The organism is Luteimonas sp. A501 (assembly GCF_054052085.1).
This window is the reverse complement of record NZ_JBSVRI010000003.1, coordinates 59,388-78,039: the sequence shown is the minus strand read 5'-3', so window position 1 is coordinate 78,039 and position 18,652 is coordinate 59,388. Positions and strand designations below refer to the sequence as shown.

At 72.1% G+C, this 18,652-nt stretch carries 15 protein-coding genes and 1 riboswitch; of the genes, 4 read left to right on the top strand and 11 right to left on the bottom strand.

What is annotated here, in order from left to right; genetic code table 11:
- Nucleotides 1-49: 49 nt before the first annotated feature.
- From ACW7G5_RS10010 to ACW7G5_RS09970, 9 genes are all read right to left on the bottom strand, one after another.
- Entirely contained in the window at nucleotides 50-1,126 is a 1,077-nt protein-coding gene (locus ACW7G5_RS10010; RefSeq protein ID WP_457004127.1) for an AAA family ATPase, read from the bottom strand.
- A complete protein-coding gene (gene pnuC, locus ACW7G5_RS10005) occupies nucleotides 1,123-1,680 on the bottom strand; it encodes a nicotinamide riboside transporter PnuC (RefSeq protein ID WP_457004125.1) in 558 nt (185 codons plus the stop codon). The genes ACW7G5_RS10010 and pnuC overlap by 4 nt, the downstream gene beginning before the upstream one ends.
- The gene (locus ACW7G5_RS10000) at nucleotides 1,677-3,020 is read right to left on the bottom strand and encodes an AMP-binding protein (RefSeq protein WP_457004123.1); all 1,344 of its coding nucleotides are present in this window, start codon (nucleotides 3,018-3,020) and stop codon (nucleotides 1,677-1,679) included. The genes pnuC and ACW7G5_RS10000 overlap by 4 nt, the downstream gene beginning before the upstream one ends.
- Nucleotides 3,017-3,607, bottom strand: a complete 591-nt coding sequence (locus tag ACW7G5_RS09995; protein WP_457004121.1) for a hypothetical protein — start codon at nucleotides 3,605-3,607, stop codon at nucleotides 3,017-3,019. The genes ACW7G5_RS10000 and ACW7G5_RS09995 overlap by 4 nt, the downstream gene beginning before the upstream one ends.
- Entirely contained in the window at nucleotides 3,604-5,448 is a 1,845-nt protein-coding gene (locus ACW7G5_RS09990; RefSeq protein ID WP_457004119.1) for a hypothetical protein, read from the bottom strand. The genes ACW7G5_RS09995 and ACW7G5_RS09990 overlap by 4 nt, the downstream gene beginning before the upstream one ends.
- Nucleotides 5,445-6,419, bottom strand: a complete 975-nt coding sequence (locus ACW7G5_RS09985) for a hypothetical protein (RefSeq protein ID WP_457004117.1) — start codon at nucleotides 6,417-6,419, stop codon at nucleotides 5,445-5,447. The genes ACW7G5_RS09990 and ACW7G5_RS09985 overlap by 4 nt, the downstream gene beginning before the upstream one ends.
- A gap of 1 nt (nucleotide 6,420) precedes the next feature.
- Nucleotides 6,421-8,001, bottom strand: coding sequence for an AAA family ATPase (locus ACW7G5_RS09980; RefSeq protein ID WP_457004115.1), 1,581 nt, complete (start codon nucleotides 7,999-8,001; stop codon nucleotides 6,421-6,423).
- 64 nt (nucleotides 8,002-8,065) lie between these two features.
- Nucleotides 8,066-8,197 carry a putative transporter small subunit gene (locus ACW7G5_RS09975; RefSeq protein WP_343276293.1) on the bottom strand — a complete coding sequence of 44 codons (132 nt, stop codon included), beginning with the start codon at nucleotides 8,195-8,197 and terminating at the stop codon, nucleotides 8,066-8,068.
- Nucleotides 8,194-9,894, bottom strand: coding sequence for a sodium:solute symporter family protein (locus ACW7G5_RS09970; protein ID WP_457004113.1), 1,701 nt, complete (start codon nucleotides 9,892-9,894; stop codon nucleotides 8,194-8,196). The genes ACW7G5_RS09975 and ACW7G5_RS09970 overlap by 4 nt, the downstream gene beginning before the upstream one ends.
- A 296-nt stretch (nucleotides 9,895-10,190) precedes the next feature.
- Here ACW7G5_RS09970 and ACW7G5_RS09965 point away from each other — a divergent pair, with 296 nt between their 5' ends.
- From ACW7G5_RS09965 to zapE, 4 genes are all read left to right on the top strand, one after another.
- Nucleotides 10,191-10,706: a c-type cytochrome gene (locus ACW7G5_RS09965; RefSeq protein WP_457004111.1), complete on the top strand. Its 516-nt coding sequence runs from the start codon at nucleotides 10,191-10,193 to the stop codon at nucleotides 10,704-10,706.
- Between the two features lie 83 nt (nucleotides 10,707-10,789).
- Nucleotides 10,790-12,223, top strand: coding sequence for an ExeM/NucH family extracellular endonuclease (locus tag ACW7G5_RS09960; protein ID WP_457004109.1), 1,434 nt, complete (start codon nucleotides 10,790-10,792; stop codon nucleotides 12,221-12,223).
- Between the two features lie 45 nt (nucleotides 12,224-12,268).
- Complete coding sequence (locus ACW7G5_RS09955; RefSeq protein ID WP_457004107.1) at nucleotides 12,269-12,940, top strand: alpha/beta hydrolase; 672 nt, start codon at nucleotides 12,269-12,271, stop codon at nucleotides 12,938-12,940.
- Nucleotides 12,933-14,066 carry a cell division protein ZapE gene (gene zapE / locus ACW7G5_RS09950; RefSeq protein WP_457004104.1) on the top strand — a complete coding sequence of 378 codons (1,134 nt, stop codon included), beginning with the start codon at nucleotides 12,933-12,935 and terminating at the stop codon, nucleotides 14,064-14,066. The genes ACW7G5_RS09955 and zapE overlap by 8 nt, the downstream gene beginning before the upstream one ends.
- 100 nt (nucleotides 14,067-14,166) lie before the next feature.
- On the opposite strand, the gene ACW7G5_RS09945 is transcribed toward zapE, so the two are convergent.
- Both ACW7G5_RS09945 and ACW7G5_RS09940 read right to left on the bottom strand, forming a co-directional pair.
- Nucleotides 14,167-15,723: a hypothetical protein gene (locus ACW7G5_RS09945; RefSeq protein WP_457004102.1), complete on the bottom strand. Its 1,557-nt coding sequence runs from the start codon at nucleotides 15,721-15,723 to the stop codon at nucleotides 14,167-14,169.
- A 130-nt stretch (nucleotides 15,724-15,853) separates the two neighbouring features.
- A complete protein-coding gene (locus ACW7G5_RS09940) occupies nucleotides 15,854-18,256 on the bottom strand; it encodes a winged helix-turn-helix domain-containing protein (RefSeq protein ID WP_457004101.1) in 2,403 nt (800 codons plus the stop codon).
- 138 nt (nucleotides 18,257-18,394) lie between these two features.
- Nucleotides 18,395-18,632: riboswitch (cobalamin riboswitch) on the top strand.
- Nucleotides 18,633-18,652 lie beyond the last annotated feature (20 nt).

Sequence of the window (18,652 nt, the reverse complement as noted above, 5' to 3'; positions counted from 1 at the left end):
GCCTCGCTGTGGAACAGCGAGATGCATGGATGAACAACCTACTGAGAGATCACAGCTGGACCGGCAGCTGCCCGCCCATCGCAGACGTTCGCAGGCCGCCGGTCGCAAGCACCTCCTCCACCTGCCGCAACCGATCCCCGGGCGAGCCGCGAAGGCGCTCGAAGGCGATGCCGCGGCTGGCGAGCTCACGGCCGTACCAGGCCTGCTGCCCGGCCTGGAATTCCGGATCGCGGCGGGTCCCGTCCTGCACGAAGCCGAAGTCGGGTTCGCACAGCAACACCTGCGCATAGGGCCTGCCGGCCAGCCTGGCCAGCTCCGGATCGGCGCGCCCGAACATCGCCTGCGAATACAGCAGCGTGGTCAACGGCGAGGTGTCGCACACCAGGTAGCGGGCGACGCCGGCGGCCGCCGCGTCCTCGCGTTCGACCTGCGCCCGGGCGATCAGCAGCATGTCGGCGTACTCCAGGCGCCCGCCCCGCGCCTCCCACAGCTCGCGCCCGTACTCGGGCACCCATGTGGTTCCGAGCCGTGCCGCCAGCGCCCGCGCCAGCGTGGTCTTGCCGGTGGACTCGCCGCCGAGCAGGACGATGCGCTCGACGAAGTCGGCATGGACCCGCGGGTCGAGCAGGTGCCGGTGGGCGTGGACATCCGCACGCACGCGGGTGCCGGAGACGGGAACGCGTACGCGGGCACGGTCGACCTCGACGTGGGCCACGGGCGCGCCCTGCAGCCCCCCCAGCGCACGGGCGAAGCCCGGGCCGTAGGCCTCGCTGGTGAACACCGCATCCACGCGCAGGCCAAGCATCTCGCGCAGCACCGAGGCCACGAAGCGGCGATGCGTCTCGTCGCCGGCGGCGTTGTCGGGCAGCGCCAGCCGCGCAGCGCCCCGGTCCGCGCACCAGCGCGCCAGGCGGGCGTCGTCGAGCACCAGCACGCTGGCCTGCGGATACAGCTGCCGCAGCCAGCGCTCACGCCGCGCCGGCCCGCAGCCGGGGAACTCCGGGCGGGTGTAACTCAGGATGACCAGCCGTTCGCAGGCCGCTGCCGCCTGGTCCAGCAGCAGCTGGTGGCCGCGATGCAGGGGTGCGAACTTGCCGACCACCAGGCCGGTGCCCCAGGCCTTCATGCCTGCGCGGCCTGGCGCCGCCAACGCCACCAGCCGAACCAGGCGTTGATCCAGAACCCGGCGTAGAGCAGGGCCGTCAGCTGCAGACCACGCGAGACGTACAGCGGCACCGCGATGCTGTTCACCAGCAGCCAGAAGGGCCAGGTTTCCACCCGCCGCTGCATCAGCAGCAGCTGGGCGAGGACGCTGAACATCAGCACCGCCGAGTCGGCGAACGGCGCGTGGCCATCGGTGAAGCGATGCAGCAGCAGGCCATAGCCCAGGGTCGCGGCCGCCGCGCCCAGGGCGGCGATGCCGATCCCGGCCAGCGGCGCCCGGCGGACCGGCAGCTGCCGCCCGGCCGCGCCCCGTGCCCAGTGCCACCAGCCGTAGAGACTGGTGGCGATGAAGAACACCTGCAGCACCACTTCCGCATACAGGCGCGCGTCGCGGAACAGCATGGCGAACAATCCGCAGCCGATGATCCCGGTCCACCAGGTATGCAGGCTGTTGCGCGCCGCCAGCAGGATGGACACCGCGATGGCGGCATTGGCGGCGATCTCGAGCGCGCTCATGCCGGGGTGTCCGGGACGTCGCTGGAGTACTGCAGCACCTTGTCGCCGGCGGCAAGCGGTGCCACGGCCACCGGCAGTTCGCCCAGCAGCGCCTGCAGCCGCGCGGCCACGGCGTCGCCCCAGTGCAGCTCGCCGTCGGCCAGCCCGATGTGCATGGCGCCGTCGGCGGCCTGGTGGCAGGTAAAGCGCGACAGCGGCACGTCGGCCAGGGCGTGGGTGACATCGACGTTGTTGACCCGGGCACCGACGGCGGTGCGGAAACGCACCGGCCGCCGTCCCTCCAGGCCGGTGATCACCACGCCTTCGGGCGTCCGCAGCAGCGCGCCGTGGTCGCCGGTGCGGTAGCGCAGCAGCGGCAGGCAGAAGTTGAAGCCGCCGCTGAGCGTGATCTCGCCGCGGTCGCCCGCCGCGACCGGCCGCCCCGCATCGTCCAGCACCTCAACGTACAGCCGCGGCTGCAGCAGCAGGTGTCCGCCCAGCCCGGCCACGAAGCAGGCGACCGGGCCAGCCTCGTTCATCGAATAGATGTCGAGCACCGGGCAGCCGAAGCGGGCTTCGAGCCTTTCGCGCAGCGCCGGCGACAGCGCCATCGACACCGACATCAGCGCGCGCGGCCGGTGCCCGAAGTCGAGGCCGAGCAGCTCGGCGAAGGAGATCGGATCACCGGCGATGACTTCCGGCGCCATCGCATCCAGGTAGCGGCCGCGGTCATCGGGGTGGCGCCAGTCGCCGGGATGCAGGTTGATTTTAGCCAGCCCCGATTCGCCCATGGCCGGCGTGACCGAGACATAGGTGAAGCAGCGGCGCTGGTGGCCCAGCAGCACCACACCCACCTGGCCCGCGCCATGCCGGAGCTCGACCCCGGCGCGCCGCAGCGCGCGCTTGTGGAAGGCCAGGTAGCGCCCGGCGACCACGGGATGGGAGGCGATCAGCAGCGGATGGCCGGTGGTACCGCTGGTGCGGAACTGGATCAGCCGGTCCAGGGCCACGTCATCGGGCACGAAGCGCGCGATATCGCCGGCGAGGTCGCCGCGGTCCACGGTCGGGATGTCCTCGAACCGCGGCGGCCGCGGCTGCGCCCGATAGTGCGGGACCCGGGCGAACACCCCGGCCACGAAGGCGTCCAGCCACGCCGGCGCGGCGGCGCCGATCGCCTCCGGGCCGGCGGCCAGCACCCCGGCCTCGAATTCGCGCAGCGCCTCGACCTCGTGCGCCAGCAGGCGGTTGCCACTGCGGTTGCGGAAGCGCGGCGCGCTGGGATGCTCGACCATCCTGCGCAGCATCGCGCGCCCGCCATCGGTGAGCGTCGGATAGCGCTCCTGGTCGGTGGCGGCGCTCATTCGCGCGACCACTTGTCGGCCGACTCTTCGGCGGCCTTGCGCGCCAGCGCCTCGCGGATCGCGCGCGCGCGCTTTTCGGCCGCGCGGCTGGCCTGCAGCAGGCGCCGGCGCTCGACGCTGCTGACGCTGGCCAGGCGGTCCTGCGCCTGTGCCGGGGTCTCGCCCTGCGGACGCATCTCCAGGCGGTCGAGCAGCACGCGGACGAACTCCTCGCGGCGGTCGGGCTGCTCCACGTAGCGGACAGCCGTGGCTTCGCCGGCCAGTTCAGCGACCGCATCGGCCAGCACCGGCAGCAGTCGGGCCGCGGGGATCCGCAGCGCCACCAGGGCCTCGTCGGCAAGCCACCACGTGGCGACCGCCACCAGCGAGAGGGCGCCCGCGTCGGCATCGGCATCGGCATCGGCCCGGAAAGGCGCCAGTCCGGCCAGCGTCACCCGGTCGCCGTGCAGCGCGACGAGATCGGTAACCAGGGCGGCGACAGCGACCTGGCCGCTGCGGCCGATGTGCGGCGGATCGAGGAATTCGCGCGGCGTGTCGATCAGGCGCCGCGTCAGCCGTTCGAGCGGAGGACCGGGATTCAAGCTCATGCGTACGGCTTCGCGGAAACACGCGTGGAGGACGCCGCATAGTGCCGCCGCGCGAAGGCGCGGGCGAATTCCAGCAGGTCTTCCATGTCGCGGATGGAATGGATCGCCCAGCCAGCCTGGCGCGCACGCAGCAGGTCGGTCATCCAGTGCCAGGCGGCCTCCGGATCGGGGCCTGCGGGCAGCGGCGCGGGCAGGTTCAGGGCCATGGTGCCGCCGCCACGCGCGGCGGCCAGCGCGCGGGCGGAAACGTCCCAGCCGCTGTTGCCGCGCTCGTCGTCGTCGAACAGGGTGGTGATGCCGTCATCGGACAGGTGCAGGATGTGCACCGCGCGATCGGTCGGCGCGCGCGAGGCGTAGGTCTCGCGCAGGCGATGGATGGGGAAGGCGGTGGCGCCGCCGAAGAAGCCGGTGAGCACGCGCAGGATCGCCTCCTCCGAGCGCACGAAGCCATCGGTGTGCAGCACCTGCTGCTTTCCGCTCCACAGCGTGGCCTGCACGCGCGAACCGCTGCGCAACGCCGAGAGGCTGACGATGGCACCGGCCAGGGCGAGGTAGGAGACCTGCCACCGGGGATCGGGCATCGAGCCGGAGCTGTCCACGTACAGGTCGAGGTCCACCGGCAGGGTCTCCGGCTGGCGACCGGGGGCGGCGCCGAGGCTGCGCCGGACCGTCGTCAGTCCGGGCACCGGGGTGGGCGACTGCATCAGCGTCTGCATCCAGTCCAGCTCGTCGAGCGGGTCGCCGACCTGCCAGGGCTCGACGCCCTCGAAATGCAGCTCCTCCGCCTCCGGCTGGCGCAGGGCCGGGAACGGCACGAGGTGCGGCAGCGCCTGCTCGCGGTAGTAGCGCACGGCCATGGCGTGGTCATCGAGCTCGATGCCGCTGGCGCGGAGGATTTCCCCGTATTCGAACGGCTCCCGGGCCTGGCCAGGCTGCCGCTGCGGCACCGTGCCCACCGCGTCCACCGCGGCCGGCGTCGCGTCGGTGGTCGTGCTTCCGGCTTCGTCGTCGCCCGCGGCACCGCGGGCCTCATCACCCGTCACCCGCGGGTCGAAGGCGGGATGCAGCGCACCCGCCGCCTCGCCGGCCTCGATCTCACCGGCGTCCACCGGCTCGCCGCCGGCCGCGGCATGCCGGGTATCCATCAGCGCCTGCAGCCGCCGGTCCTGCCCGCCGTCGACGAGCCAGGGCAGCAGCAGTGCGGCAAAGGCTCCGGCGCCGTCGAGCCAGTCGCCGGCATAGGCGCGCACCAGGCGCGCGCCCAGCCAGGCGTTGCCACGTAGCACCGCATCGTCGGTGTTTCCGCCCAGCGCGCCCGCCGGCAGGCTCCAGAGCTGTTCGTAGATGCCCATGTACAGCCCCCACACGCCGTCCGCGGGGCTGGCCGGCGCCGCAGCCGCGATCGCCCGGTAGATGTCGGCGATGCGCAGTCCGGCCTGCCGCGCGAGGCGGTCGTTGATCAGCAGGTCGGTGTAGAGGTTGGCCACCATCGGCGCGTGCCGTTCCAGCGTCGGCAGCGCGGCGCGCAGGCGGGCCAGCAGGCGCACGTGGTCGGTCACGGTGGCGGGCGCCAGCAGGTGGTGGCCGATCTCGTGCGCCAGCACCTCCACGGCGTAGTCGCCCAGGCCCAGGCGGCGCACCTGCTCGAGGTCGACGACCACGCGCTGGTCGGCCAGCCGGATCATGGCGAAGCTGCCGCTGAGGCCTTCCTCCGCGGCTTCCAGGGTGGAGGAGCACAGGCGCGGATCGCGCAGGCGGGTGTAGCGGCTCCAGGCCTCGAGCGCCCGAGGCCAGGCGGCTTGCCAGCGCGCGAGCAGGGCGTCGTCGGCGGGCGCGCTCATGCCGGCCGCGGCCCCACGAGGACGCGGTGCGACCACGGCGAGACCACCACGATGCTCTGCCCCTGCACCAGGCCCAGGAGGTCTTCCTCCGGCACGCCCAGCGCGGTCGCGAACTCGCGGCCCGGGCGGCCCCGCAGCGGCTCCGGCACGAGCTGCGCGGCGTCGAAGCGCGCGTCCGCCGCCGGCGCCAGCGCCGCGCCGAAGCCATCGGCCTCCACCGCATGGGTGCGATCAGCGGCACGGACGACGAAGCCCGCCGCATCGGCACGGACCAGCGGTGGCTCGGCGAACGGGCCGCCGAAGCCGGCGAAGCCGCCCAGCACGCGCGGAGGGGCCTGCACCGCACCGGGCACGTACCAGCGATCGGCGCGCATGCGCTGCAGCTCGGTTTCCACCGGCGCGTGCCCGGCAAGCCCGAGGCAGGCCGAGGCCAGGTCCGCCGGCAGCCGTCCGGCCGCATCCAGCGCCGCGTCGCGCAGCTGGACCAGGCCCGAGCGCCAGGCGCAGACCGCCCCGGCCAGGCGCATCTGCTCGACGTCCGCGCAGCGGGGCGCCGCCCGGGCCAGGTCGCCGATCCACTGTTCCATGCGCACCCCGGGTGCGGCAGCCAGCTGGACCGCGGCATTGCCCAACGCAGCGAGCACCTCGCGCGGCGCGGTGGCCGCCAGGCGGGCGAAGGCCGGCACCAGCAGCTCCCAGCTGCGCCGCAGCCCGGGCTCGCGCGTACCCGGGCCCAGCAGCCCCTGCCCGACCAGCTCGATGCCGATGTCGTAGCCGGCCTGCACCGCCTCGCCCACGCGGTCCGGATCGGCGGCGGCCACGGCCACGGCCAGCACGTCGAGTTCGTGGCCGATGAATCCGCGCAGCGCATCGAGGTCGAAGCCGGGCTGGCGTTGGCGTGCTTCGACCACCCGCTGGTTGAACCAGGGCCGCCTCTCGGCGAGCGTCCGTGCCAGCACCGGCGACAGCATCTCAGCGCGCCTGCAGCCAGGCGAGGTAGTTGGTGTAGCGCTGGTGCAGGTACTTCAGCTTCAGCAGGTCGTCGTAGAGGTGCCCGTAGAGCTTGCGTCCCTTCACCCGCTCGGCGATCACGCGCTCGATGCGTCCGATGCGCGCCCGCGCCTCGCGTTCGCCGACGCCGTCCAGGCCGTGCGCGAACTCCGCCGACAGCACCCCCACCGGGTCGTCGCGGTCCAGGTCCAGGCGGTCGTATTCGGCGCAGCCGTCGTCAAACAGGCGGCGCAGCCAGCTCAGGCGGTCGGTGCGGTAGGGCGCGTTCTCGGGCCGCGCGAAGAACGGCGCGTCGAGGTCGGGCTGCAGCTTGTCGTTGAGGACGAAGGGCAGCACCTGGCGCACGTCCTCGAGTTCGACCACGGCATTGCCGCGGAAGTAGGCCATCGCCTTGGCATAGACCAGCAGCGTCATCAGGTTGCGGACCGAGAGGCCGTTGCGGGTCTGGCAGCCCGGGTCTTTGTTGCGGTCGCGGCCGGTGTCGGCGGCGGTGGCCTGCGCCCAGTCGGCGCCGGCCAGGCGCACGGTGTCCTTGGTCAGGTATTCGAACTGCGCGCCGGCGGTTTCCATCAGCTCGAACTGGCTGCTGAAGAATTCGATCCGCCGCCGCACCTCCTGTGGCACCTCCACCGCGCGGATGGCCTCGACCATGCGGTCGCCCTCCTCCTGCGTGAACACGATCTCCGGCGGCACCACGTCCTCGGGCCGGATGTCCTCTTCGATGCGCAGCAGCATCTCGTCCAGGAAGCGCGGGTTGAACGCCAGCGCCTGCACGATCACGTCGATGCGGTCGCGCAGCGCCTCGATCACCTGGTAGGTGCCGCCGCCGCGGTCGTCGTTGGCGGTCAGGTACCAGGCCGAATCCGGGCATTCGTATACCTGGTCGAGCAGCTCGGCGTAGTTGTCGCCCATGAGCGTCAGCAGCGCACTCTGGGTGCGGGTGGGGATGCGGTTGTACTCGTCGATGATCTTGACCCGCATCGACAGCCAGCGCCGCCAGGCGATGCGGATGTCATCCATGCTCTGCGCGCCGACGAGGTCGGCCGGCAGCGGATTGCCGAGCAGGTCGGCGATCGTCATCTGCGGATGCCCGCGCTGCATCGCCCGCCGCACCTCGCGCACCGGATAGCCGGCCAGCACGCCCATGAGGATCGCGCTCGCGGTCTTGCCGCGCCCGGGGCCGCCGACGAACAGGCACTTGCGCCGCGTCGCGAACGTCAGCAGCGGCAGCAGCACATAGCTGGAGTAGCTCTGCGCCGAAGGCAGGTTCAGCACCCGCCGTGTATCGCCCACGGCATAGCTGGCGCCGGGGCCGTCCTGGTACTCGATGTCGTAGTGCGGGCTGATGATCGCGTTGTTGACGATCCAGAAGTAGGCCTGGCGGAGCTTCTCGTCCAGCGACCGGTCGGTGGCCGCCGCCGCGCCTCCCGTCGCCACCGGTCCCTGGTAAAGGTCGGCGACGTCGAACGCCTTCGGCGCCTGGGCCGTCCGGGGCTTGGTGGGGACCTTGGAGACGCGCTGGAACAGGCTGAATCGGGACACGGGATTCCCCGGCTCTGGGCAGAGCGCATTCTAGCCGCGCGGGTCGGCCTGATCGGGTTGTCGCTCAGACCAGGTCGTCCCCGCTCCGCTTCGCACGCCGCACGTCGCGCCACACGCCGCGGCCCATGATGAACATCATCACCGCCACCAGCACCGGCCACACCAGCACATAGGCGGTCATCAACAGGTCCCTCATCGGATCACCTCCGGGGTCAGCGCCGGCCGTGGGCCGGCATCGCCGCCTGGGCGGGCGACATCATCAGTGGTGTCGAAGTTGCGCACGCGCTTGGCGATCAGGGCAAAGTCGAAGTCCTCCCTGCTGCGCACGCTCAGCGCGGCGCACACCACCGTGCTCACGCCGTACGCGTTGAGCGAACTCAGCAGCACCGCGTAGTCGCGCAGGAAGCCGATGGTGAACGGTGCCAGCGCAAGCGCGGCCAGCGTGCCCACCGCCAGGCCCGCGCGCCTGCCGAAGAAGCCGAAGGTCATCAGCCCCAGCACCACGCCCGCGCCCACGGTGGCGAAGACCTCGAGCAGCAGCGCGAACACACCCGCGATCGGGACCAGCTCGAAGCGCGCCACGGTGAACACCACCAGCGACACCAGCACCGCGGTGGTGAATGCGCGGTTGTTGACCTTCTTCCAGTAGAAGCTGGCGATCACCGGGAACACGATCGAGCCCCACAGCGCGCCCACGAACACAAGCAGCGAGAGGATGTCGACCCGGAAGCTGGCGAAGATGAGCCCGGCCGTGGTGGCGACGATCATGGTGATCCGCCCCACCCACAGCATGGTGGCCGGATTGACCCGGCCCTTCGCGAGGTTCTTGCCGTAGATGTCGGTCATCATGATCGACGACAGCGCGGCAAGATCCGAGTCGGCGGTCGACGACAGCGAGCCGATCACCATGATGAAGAACACCCCGATCATCACCGGCCCCAGATAGCTCGAGGCCATCTGCGGGATCAGGTTGTTGTGGTCGCCGGCGGCGGGCTCGATGCCGACCATCAGCGCCACCACGCCCAGCATGCCCAGCCCGATCACGGTCGCGCCGTAGCTGATGGTGGCGGTGATGAAGGTCGGTTTGATCAGGTCCTCGCGCACCGCGAACAGGCGCTGGGCGATGGTCTGGTTGCCGATCGCATACGCGAGCACGGCCACGAAGTACGGCGCGCCCTGCTCGAGGAACGCGGTCTTGGAGAACATCGATGCCTGCTCGGCGCTGAGCCGGTCCCAGCCCTGCGCCACCGCGTCGATGCCGCCGGCGTTGAAGAACACCAGCGGGATGATCAGCGCCGCGGCGCCGAGCATCGCGGCCACTTGGACGACGTCGGTCATGATCGATGCGCGGAAGCCCGACCACAGCGTGTACGACAGCGTGCCGATGCCGGCGATCATCACGCCGTGCACGAAGTCCAGCGGCGACAGCATCGCCACCAGCGCGCCGGCGGCGGTGAAGTTGGCCATCAGGCTGATCACGCTGCCTGCGATGTTGGAGCCGGCCAGGATCAGCTGGCTGGAGCGCCCGTGGCGGGCATGCATGATCTCGGCGAGCGTGTGCGCCTCGGGCGCGACCTCGCGGAAGCGGCGGCCGAAGGGGTAGATGAAGAGGATCATCAGCGCGCCCCACAGGCCGTAGTGGATCGGCCCGGAGATGCCGTACTTGTAGCCGGAGGTGGCCGCGGCGTAGAAGGAGGCCGCCCAGATCCAGGTGGCGGTCATGCTGGCGGCGGAGATGCCGAAGCCCACGGCGCCGTTGGAGGTCATGTATCCGTCGACGTTCTCGTCCCTGCGCGCAATGCGCGTGGACATCAGGAAGGTGCCGCCATAGAAGGCCAGCATCAGCAGGAGGACGGTGGGTGTTTGCAGTTGGTAGAACGTGAGGTCGGCCACGGACGGGCGGATGCTCCCTGGTTGTCAGCCACATGGGCCGGAACGGGACGCAGCACGCAATACATCCTGCCGGACGGCAAGCGTCCGGGCGAAACCCTGTCGGGGAGGAAAAGCTGGATCAGCTGCGCCATGGGGCGCGCCCGGAATCGCCAATGTTGGCGGTGGCATCGGGAGCGCGGCGAAGCGCGCATCATACCAGCCGGCGTCCGCCGCACCGGAACGCTGCGTTGCAAGCTGACTGTGCTCTATAATCCAGCGCAGCTGTGGCCGCCGGCCACGCACGCCAATGGTGTTCCGTGCGCAACTACGACCTCGATTTCCTCAAGCGATTCTCCCTGGTGATCGGCTTCCTGACCGTGGTGACCCTCGGTCTGATCGTCCTCTCCTACTTCGTGCACAAGTCGCTGCCGACCGAGGTCGATCCCTCGACCGCCAGGCACACGGCCAACCGGCTCGCGCCCATCGGCGCCGTGTATGCCGGCGATACCGGTGCCGCCGCCCAGGCAGCCGCGGCCGTCGCCGCAGCTGCCGCCGCCACGGCCCAAGTCGCCTATGGCGGCACGCTGGACGGCTCGGTCATCTACGGCAACCTGTGCGCCGGCTGCCATACCGCGGGCGTCGCCGGCTCCCCGAAGCTTGAAGCCGGGGACTGGACCGCGCGCATCGCGCAGGGCACCGACACCATGCACCGGCACGCCATCGACGGCTTCACCGGCGCGACCGGCATGATGCCGGCCAAGGGCGGCAACCCCGCGCTCACCGACGAGCAGGTCATCGCGACCGTCGACTGGATGCTTGAAAGCCTGAAGTAAGCTGGCCGTCCGCTCGGTCGCCGACGCCGCCCCCCGGGCGGCGTTTTCGTTTCCGCACTCCCGCTTTCCGTCCCGAGGTCCCCATGAGCCGCAGCACGCCCGCACCGCCCGCCCCGATCCTGCTGCCGGTCCTGGCCGGCGTCCTGGCGCTGGCCCTGTCCGCCTGCGCAGCCACCCCCGCGCGCGAAGCGCCGGCCGCCATCGCCACGGTCGAACTCGCGGCGCCGCCGGCCGACTGGAGCGTCCTCGACGGCCAGCGGGTGCGCATCACCGCACCCCTGGTGGTCTCCGGTAACCACCGCATCGGCCGCGACGGCACCGTGGTGGCGGCCTTCGGCGAACGCTTGCGGACCCCCACCGAGGTCGCCCTGCCCGGCGCCGCGGCCAAGGCGATCGCCGATGCCAACCACGAGCGCAGCCTCGTCCTGGTGCTTCCCGCGCAGGCGGCCGGCCATCCGCGCATCTGGCGCAGCGGCGGCACGCTGGACGCTGCGGAAGGCGACCTGCAGGTTGGCGAGGACGGCCCGCGCCTGCATCTGCGCGACGCGGAAGTCCTGCAGCCCGCGTCGCGCCCGGCGGCGCCCACGGTGGCCGGCGAAGTCCGCGTGGCCAGCCTCAACCTCGAGAACCTGTTCAACGGCGACGGCCGCGGCGGCGGCTTCCCGACCGCGCGCGGTGCGCGCACGCCCGAGGACTACCAGGCGCAGCTCGCCCGCCTGGTGGCAACGCTCGGCTCGCTCGATGCCGACGTGGTCGCCCTGCTGGAGCTCGAGAACGACGGCTACGACGCCGATTCCAGCCTGGCCCGGCTGGTCGCCGCGCTGGACCCGGACGGCCTCCGCTGGCGCTTCGTCGATGCCGCCAGCGGCCCCGGCGACAACCCGATCCGGGTCGGCATCGTCTACCGCGCCGATCGGGTCGAGGCGCTCGGCCAGGCGGCCACGCTCGAGGCCGGCCCCTTCGGCCCGCTCAGCCGTGCGCCCCTGGCCCAGGCCTTCCGTGCCGGCAGCGGCCCGGCCTTCGTGGTGGTCGCCAACCACTTCAAGTCCAAGGGCTGCCGCGACGCCACGGGCGCCGACCTCGACCAGGGCGATGGCCAGGCCTGCTTCAACGCCACGCGCCGCGCATCGGGCGAGGCGCTGCGCGCCTGGCTCGCCGGCGATCCCACCGCAAGCGGCAGCGACCTGGTCGCGGTCCTGGGCGACCTCAATGCCTACGCCATGGAAGACCCGGTGCGCGGCTTCATCGACGCCGGCTGGCACGACGCGCTGGCCGCGGCGGACGGCGGGCAGCCCTACACCTATGTCTACGACGCCCAGGCGGGCCGACTGGACCACGCCCTGCTGAGCCCGGCCCTGGGCGGGCGCCTGCAGGACGCCGGAATCTGGCACAGCAACGCCGATGAAGCTCCGAACGTCGTCGATCCGGCGACCAACGACGGCGAAACAAGCACTGCGCCCTGGCGCGCCTCCGACCATGATCCGCTGGTTGTCGGGCTGCGGCTGCGTACGCGGTAGGACGGACCACCGTCCCCCGACAGCGGGACGACTATCATTGGCCGCATGAGCCAGCACCCGCCATTTCCCGATGCCTCAGGCAGCCTGACCCTGCACGGCCCCGCCGGCGCGCTTGAGGTCGCCGTCGACCTGCCGGACGACGATGTCAGCCGCCTGCCGGTGACCGCGGTGATCTGCCACCCGCTGCCCACCGAGGGCGGCACCATGCACAACAAGGTGGTGACCATGGCCGCGCGCGCGCTGCGCGAGCTGGGCGTGGCCACGGTGCGCTTCAACTTCCGGGGCACCGGTGCCTCGGAGGGCGAATTCGACAAGGGCGACGGCGAGCGCGGCGACCTGCGCGCGGTGGCCGAATGGGTGCGCGCGGCGCGCCCCGACGACCAACTGTGGCTGGCCGGCTTCAGCTTCGGCGCCTACGTCAGCCTGGCGATGGCGGCCGAGCTGCAGCCCTCGATGCTGATCTCGATCGCGCCGCCGGCCGGTCGCTGGGATTTCGACAGCATCACCACGCCGACGATGCCGTGGCTGGTGGTCCAGGGCGAGGCCGATGAAATCGTCGACCCACAGGCCGTCTTCGACTGGCTCGACCGCCTCAAGGCCGAGCCGGAACTGGTGCGGATGCCCGACACCAGCCATTTCTTCCACCGCAAGCTCATCGACCTGCGCGGTGCGATCAAGAGCGGCGCGCGACGCCACCTGCCGGCGGCCAATGGCTGAAGCAGCGGACGCAGCGCGTCCGTCGCAGGCCTACCGCGAGGGCGTGGCGCGCGGCGACTGGGACGACGACCCCGCGCAGCACGCGCCACTGGCCGCGCTCGACCGCGTGCATGAGGCCGTGGTGGGCATGTCGCGCCGCGGCTGGCTGGCGCGCGCGTTCGGCGGCGGCGATCCTGCGCCGCAGGGCCTGTACCTGTGGGGCGGCGTCGGCCGCGGCAAGACCTTCATGGTCGACCTGTTCTACGCCGGCCTGCCGCTGCCGGTAGCCAAGCTCGATGCCGGCGGTAGCGGCGGCAACGGCAAGCGCCGCACCCATTTCCACCGCTTCATGCGCGTGGTCCACGAGCGCCTGCGCGAGCATGCCGGCGAACGCGACCCGCTGGCGGCGATCGTGGCCGAATGGCGGCGCTCGCTGCGCGTGCTGGTGCTGGACGAGTTCTTCGTCAGCGACATCGGCGACGCCATGCTGCTGGCGCGTGTACTGGAGCGGATGTTCGAAGAGGGCATCGTGCTGGTCACGACCTCCAACATCGCGCCCTCCGGCCTGTACGCCGACGGCCTGCAGCGCGCGCGTTTCCTGCCGGCGATCGGGCTGCTGGAGCGGCACTGCCAAGTGCTGGAGATCATCAGCGATACCGACTATCGGCTGCGCGAGCTGACGCGCTCGCCGGTCTACCGCGCGCCGCTGGACGGTGAATCCGACGCCTGGCTTGAGGCGCGCTGGCATGCGCTTGGCGGCGACGACGCGCACCGCGACGGCTCGATCGAACTCGAGGGCCGGCGCATCGCCACCCGCGCGCGTTGCACGGGCATGGCCTGGTTCGATTTCAACGCGCTGTGCGAAGGCCCGCGCGCGGCCTCGGACTACATCGGGATCGCCAGCGAATTCCACACCGTACTGCTGGGCGAAGTGCCGGTGATGGACGCCACGCGCGACGATGCCGCGCGCCGCTTCGTCACCTTCATCGACGAGGCCTACGACCGCAGCGTCAAGCTGGTCTGCACCGCCGCCGCGCAGCCGCACGCGCTGTATGCCGGCGAGCGCCTGGGCGGTGCGTTCGAGCGCACCGCGTCGCGGCTGATCGAGATGCAGTCCACGGACTACCTCGCCCGGCACCACCTGTAAGAGCGGCTTCAACCCTCGACCACCCCGTGCGCGGGCAGATCGTTCCGGGGCGGCACGAACGGCCGCCCCGGAACAACAACGCGTGGCCTGCCCCGCCCCCTCAGTCCTTCGTGCGCGCGCGCCAGACCGCGGCGGCCGCGCCTTCACGGCGCTCGGCCAGGCCGGTGACCAGCCCCCGACCGTCGCGGGCGAAGGCGAGGCGCAGGCCGGTCGCGGGATCGAGGTACTGGTCGCCGCCGAGCGACATCAGGGCAACCATGCGGTTCCTGTGCTCGCCGCCGTACAGTCGGGTGCCGCGGGGTTCCACGATGTAGGCTGCGCCGCCCTTGCCGGTGACGAATTGCCCGAACGGGAGTTCGCGGTCATCGCCAGCGGCCTCGTCGGCCGCGGGTGCCGATGCCAACCCAGGCGAACCCGGCGGCGTGAGTCGGGAACGCTTCGGACACGCGGTGTAGTCCTCCTTGCCGCCGGTGGCCTCAGGCGTGCCGCCGAAGTCGATGTGCCAGCCGCGGGTCACGCCCTTGGCGTCGTCGCCCCAGCCGACAAGGTAGCGGCCGTCGCTGGACATGCCGGTGACATTCACGTTCAGCCAGTCCTGGAACGGCGCCACGCCCAGGCCGGCCAGGTAGGCGGTGAGCTCGTGCATGGTTCCGCCGTTGGCGTCGCCGATCCACAGGAAGCCCTTGGCGACATTGCGCGCCCAGCCGCCGCCCGGCGGCACCTCGTCGTAGTAGTAGGTGCCGGCGACGATGCCACCGGTGCCGCTGGTGGCGCGCGCGTAGTAGCGCAGCGCCGTGGTGTCGGCGGTCGTCTCGGGATTGAAGTGGCAGACCAGGCCGCCGCCGCGGCCGTTGTCGATATAGCGCCAGGCCAGCACCGGCTGCAGCATGCTGTTGCCGCCGCCACCGCCGACGATCACGCCGCAGTCGCGGTTGCAGGCCACGCTCTCGCCACCCAGGGCCTTGCCGGTGTTGTCGTACAGCTGGCGGATGCGGCCGTCGGTCCAGACCACGGCCTGGTACGCGCTGCTGGTGCCGGTGGTGGAGATGCCGGCCTGGATGAGGCCGTCGTCGGAGATCGCGGTGGCCTCGCCGAAGCCGCCCTTGCGGATCTTCGGCAACTCCTGCCAGCCGTAGTCGGCCCAGCGGTCGTCCCAGGTATCGGGGTTGAAGCTGAATGCGCGGATGTTGCCGAAGTCGATCGGCGGGGGGACGGTGACACCAGCCAGCCGCTCGCCGTTGGCCGAAATCGCGTTGGCCCGCGTAGCCCAGCCGGGCATGGCCGGGATCATCTCGAAATCGCTGATGCGCTTCCAGCCACCGGCTTGGGTCCAGAACGCGGCTTCGCTGACCGCGGGGTCGTCGACGCCGGGCAGCGTCGCGGCGATCACGCCGCCGTCGGCGGAAACGTCCGGAAAGCCCTCCGTGGTGCCGCCGATAACCCGGGTGCCGGTGGCGGCGGCCCAGCGGGTGACGCCCTGCTTCCCGGGGCCGTCGTCGTAGAGCACACGCACGCCGACGGCGACGGCGCCGTCATCTGAAACAGACTGCACGAAGTTGCCGTCGCCGAGGTCGGTGACGACGGGAATGGCGGCGAAGGCGGGGCTGGCGGCGAGGGCCGCCGCGCAGGCGAGGCCGAGGAGTGATGGACGGGGCATGAAGGGTGTCTCCTGCTTGCACGAGGGGCGGGCGCGGCCCGCCGGGACGTGGCCGGCGGCAGTCGCCGGTCCCGATGTGATCCTTGGCGCCGCGGGGGCGGGAAGGCATTCGCGATCGATGACAGCTTCGTTATCGCGTGATGCCTGCGGGCACGGCGGGCATCGCTTCTGGCAGGCGGCGCTCGCCTGCCAGTCGTGAGGCAGCCTCGCGGGCGTCCCGGGCCAGGGCGTCCTCGCCAAGCGCTTCGGCAAGCTGCAGCTGCAGCACCGCGCAGTCGTAGCAGCGGTCCAGCCAGGGCGCCACCCGCCCGACCAGGGCTTCGGCATCGCGCACCCGGCCGCGGCGCAGCAGCCAGGGCGCGTGTACGGCAACCACTTCGACGATGTCCGCCGGCGCGCCGCGGGCCTCGGCGGCGGCAAGGGCCTGCTCAAGGACCACCTCGGCGGCGACGCTGTCGCCCAGTTCGACCGCGGCGGCCAGCAGCAGGGCCGGGGTCGGACCCTCGGAGGTGTCGACCCGCGTGCCGGAGGCTGGTGGCACGTCGATCACGGCCGCGGCCTGCGCCCGGCGCAACCGCACATGGTCGCGCAGCGAGTCGCCGGGCAGGCGGGTCCAGTCGGCAAGGATGGCGTCGGCGATCGCCACCGCGGCCGCCGGCTCGCCGCTGCGCCAGGCGAGTTCGACCAGGGTCTGCGCCCGGCGATGCTCGTACGGCGGCGTGCTGCGCGCGGCGATATCGGGCGATTCCAGCAGCCGCCGTGCCTCAGACAGCCGACCCAGCGCGATCAGCGCGTTGCCGCGGTCCAGCGCCGCTGCCAGGCGCAGCGCCGGGTCCGGCGTCTTCGGCAGCAGCTTCTGCACCTCGTCGCTGGTCGCCAGCGCCGCGGCGGCATCAAGCCGCAGCAGCTGCGCGGCCGACTGCGCCGAGCGGGTGACCTGCAGTTCGTTCATCGCGGTCGAACCCTCGAACACCGCCAGCGCGCTGCCAAGGTAGTCCAGGGCCTGCGCCGGGCGGCCGCGGCCGAGCTCGAGCGCGCCCAGGTTGGCATCCACGCGTGCCACCGCGAGCCGGTCGCCGGCGCGCTGCAGCCGGGTGCGCGCGGCGCCGAAGTCGGCGATCGCCTCGTCCCCGCGGCCAAGCGCGGCGAGGGCCACCCCGCGCCCCATCAGCACCGCGCCACGTTCGAGGTCTCCCTCGCCGGGGGGCACGTCCGCCAGCGCCACCAGCGCACGGTCGTAGTCGCCCACTGCTTCGTGCAACGCGTTGCGGCGGATCCTGGCGCCGCCGCTGTAGGCCAGCAGGCGGGCGCGTAACAGCGGATCACGCGTGGCCTCCGGGGTGCGCAGCAGCGCGGCGATGGCGCGCTCGGCGGCGTCGAGCTCGCCGGCGCGATAGTCGACCTGTGCCAGCCGGAAGCGCAGCTGCGGCTGCGACAGCTGCGACGGCGGCGCATCCTCGAGTATCCGGCGCGCGGTCGCGAGCTCATTGGCCAGCAAGGCCGCGCGCACCCGCTGCAGCCGCTCTTCCAGCGCCAGGCCGGCGCCGTCACGGCCGGCCGGCGCAGCGTGGCCCAGCGCCGCCAGCAGCCGGTCGCAGGCGGCGGCTGCCGCGGACAGCAGGTCGCCGGCCTCGGCTTCGGCCTGGTGTCGCAGGCCATGTGCGGACACCGCCTGCAGGCGCAGCCGCCAACCTTCGCGCAGGCGCTCGACCTCGCCGCCAACCACCCTCGCCCCGGGCACCGCGCGCTGCAGCCGGTCGTGGCCGGCATCACCCTCGGCGCCGCCGAGCAGTGCCAGCGTGCTTTCGCTGGGCGGCACCGAGAGCCCGGCCGAGCGCATGCGCTCGGCGACGTAGTCCATCAGGCCCAGCCGCGCCCACGCGATGTCGTCGCCAGCGTCGATCGCCAACGGCAGCACCAGGGTTGCGGCAGGGTCCGCAATGACGTCCGCGGCAGCGGACGCAGCATCCGGCACCATCGGCAGGCCCGTCTGCGGCTGCGGCCACTGCCACCAGGCGACGGCCGCCAACGCCAGCAGCGCGCCCACCACCACCCACGCCCGGCGCATCGGTCCAGCGCGACGCGCGGGTTCCTGAGGTGCAGCTGGCAATGGCACCGCTGGCGTTGATGGCGGCTCCGGCGGTGCCTCGCCGCCGGCCGAGCCGGTGTCCAGGGCCTCCCGCCTCCCGGCCAGCCCACTGGTTGCCGCGGCCCAGCGGAAGCCGAAGCGCGGCACCGTCCGGATGGTGTGCTGGGCCTGGCCGTCGTCGTCGACGCAGCGCCGCGCGCGCAGGACCACCTGCGCCAGCTGGCCGTCGCTGACGTCGGTGCGGTTGAACACCGCCTGCAGCAGCTCGTCCCGGGCAACCGCGCGATCCCGGTGCAGGAGCAGGCACTCCAGGCACTCGAAGACGCGCGCCGGCATCTCGACCCGCGTCCCGCCGCGGCGCAGTTCGCGGCGCGCGAGGTCGAGCTCGAAGACGCCGAAGCGGTAGCCGGACAGCGCCGGCTCGTTGGCGGGAGGCGAAGGCAAGATGTGGACCGGGCACCTGTGGCACCCCCAAGAATGACAGAGCCGGCGACGCCCTGCGCGCCTGCGCCGGCCCTGGAATGCTTCCGGCGTCAAGGGGCACAAACACGAAACCTAGCGTTGACCACGCCGTGGAACCACACTATGTTGTGCCCCGTCGGTTCCCGCGCCACAGGGCACGGGATGAAAAGGGAAGCCGGTACGGCAGCGGTCGAGACCATCGATCCGCCCGCCAATTCCGGCGCTGCCCCGCAGCGGTAGGTGGAAACGAGGTCGCACACGCACTGGGACGGTGGTTCCGGGAAGCGGCGGCCGAGGCGCGGAGCCCAGGCTCCCGGATCCACGAGCCCGAAGACCTGCCGACAGCCGCGCGCATGCACATCGCGCGGTGCCGGCTGC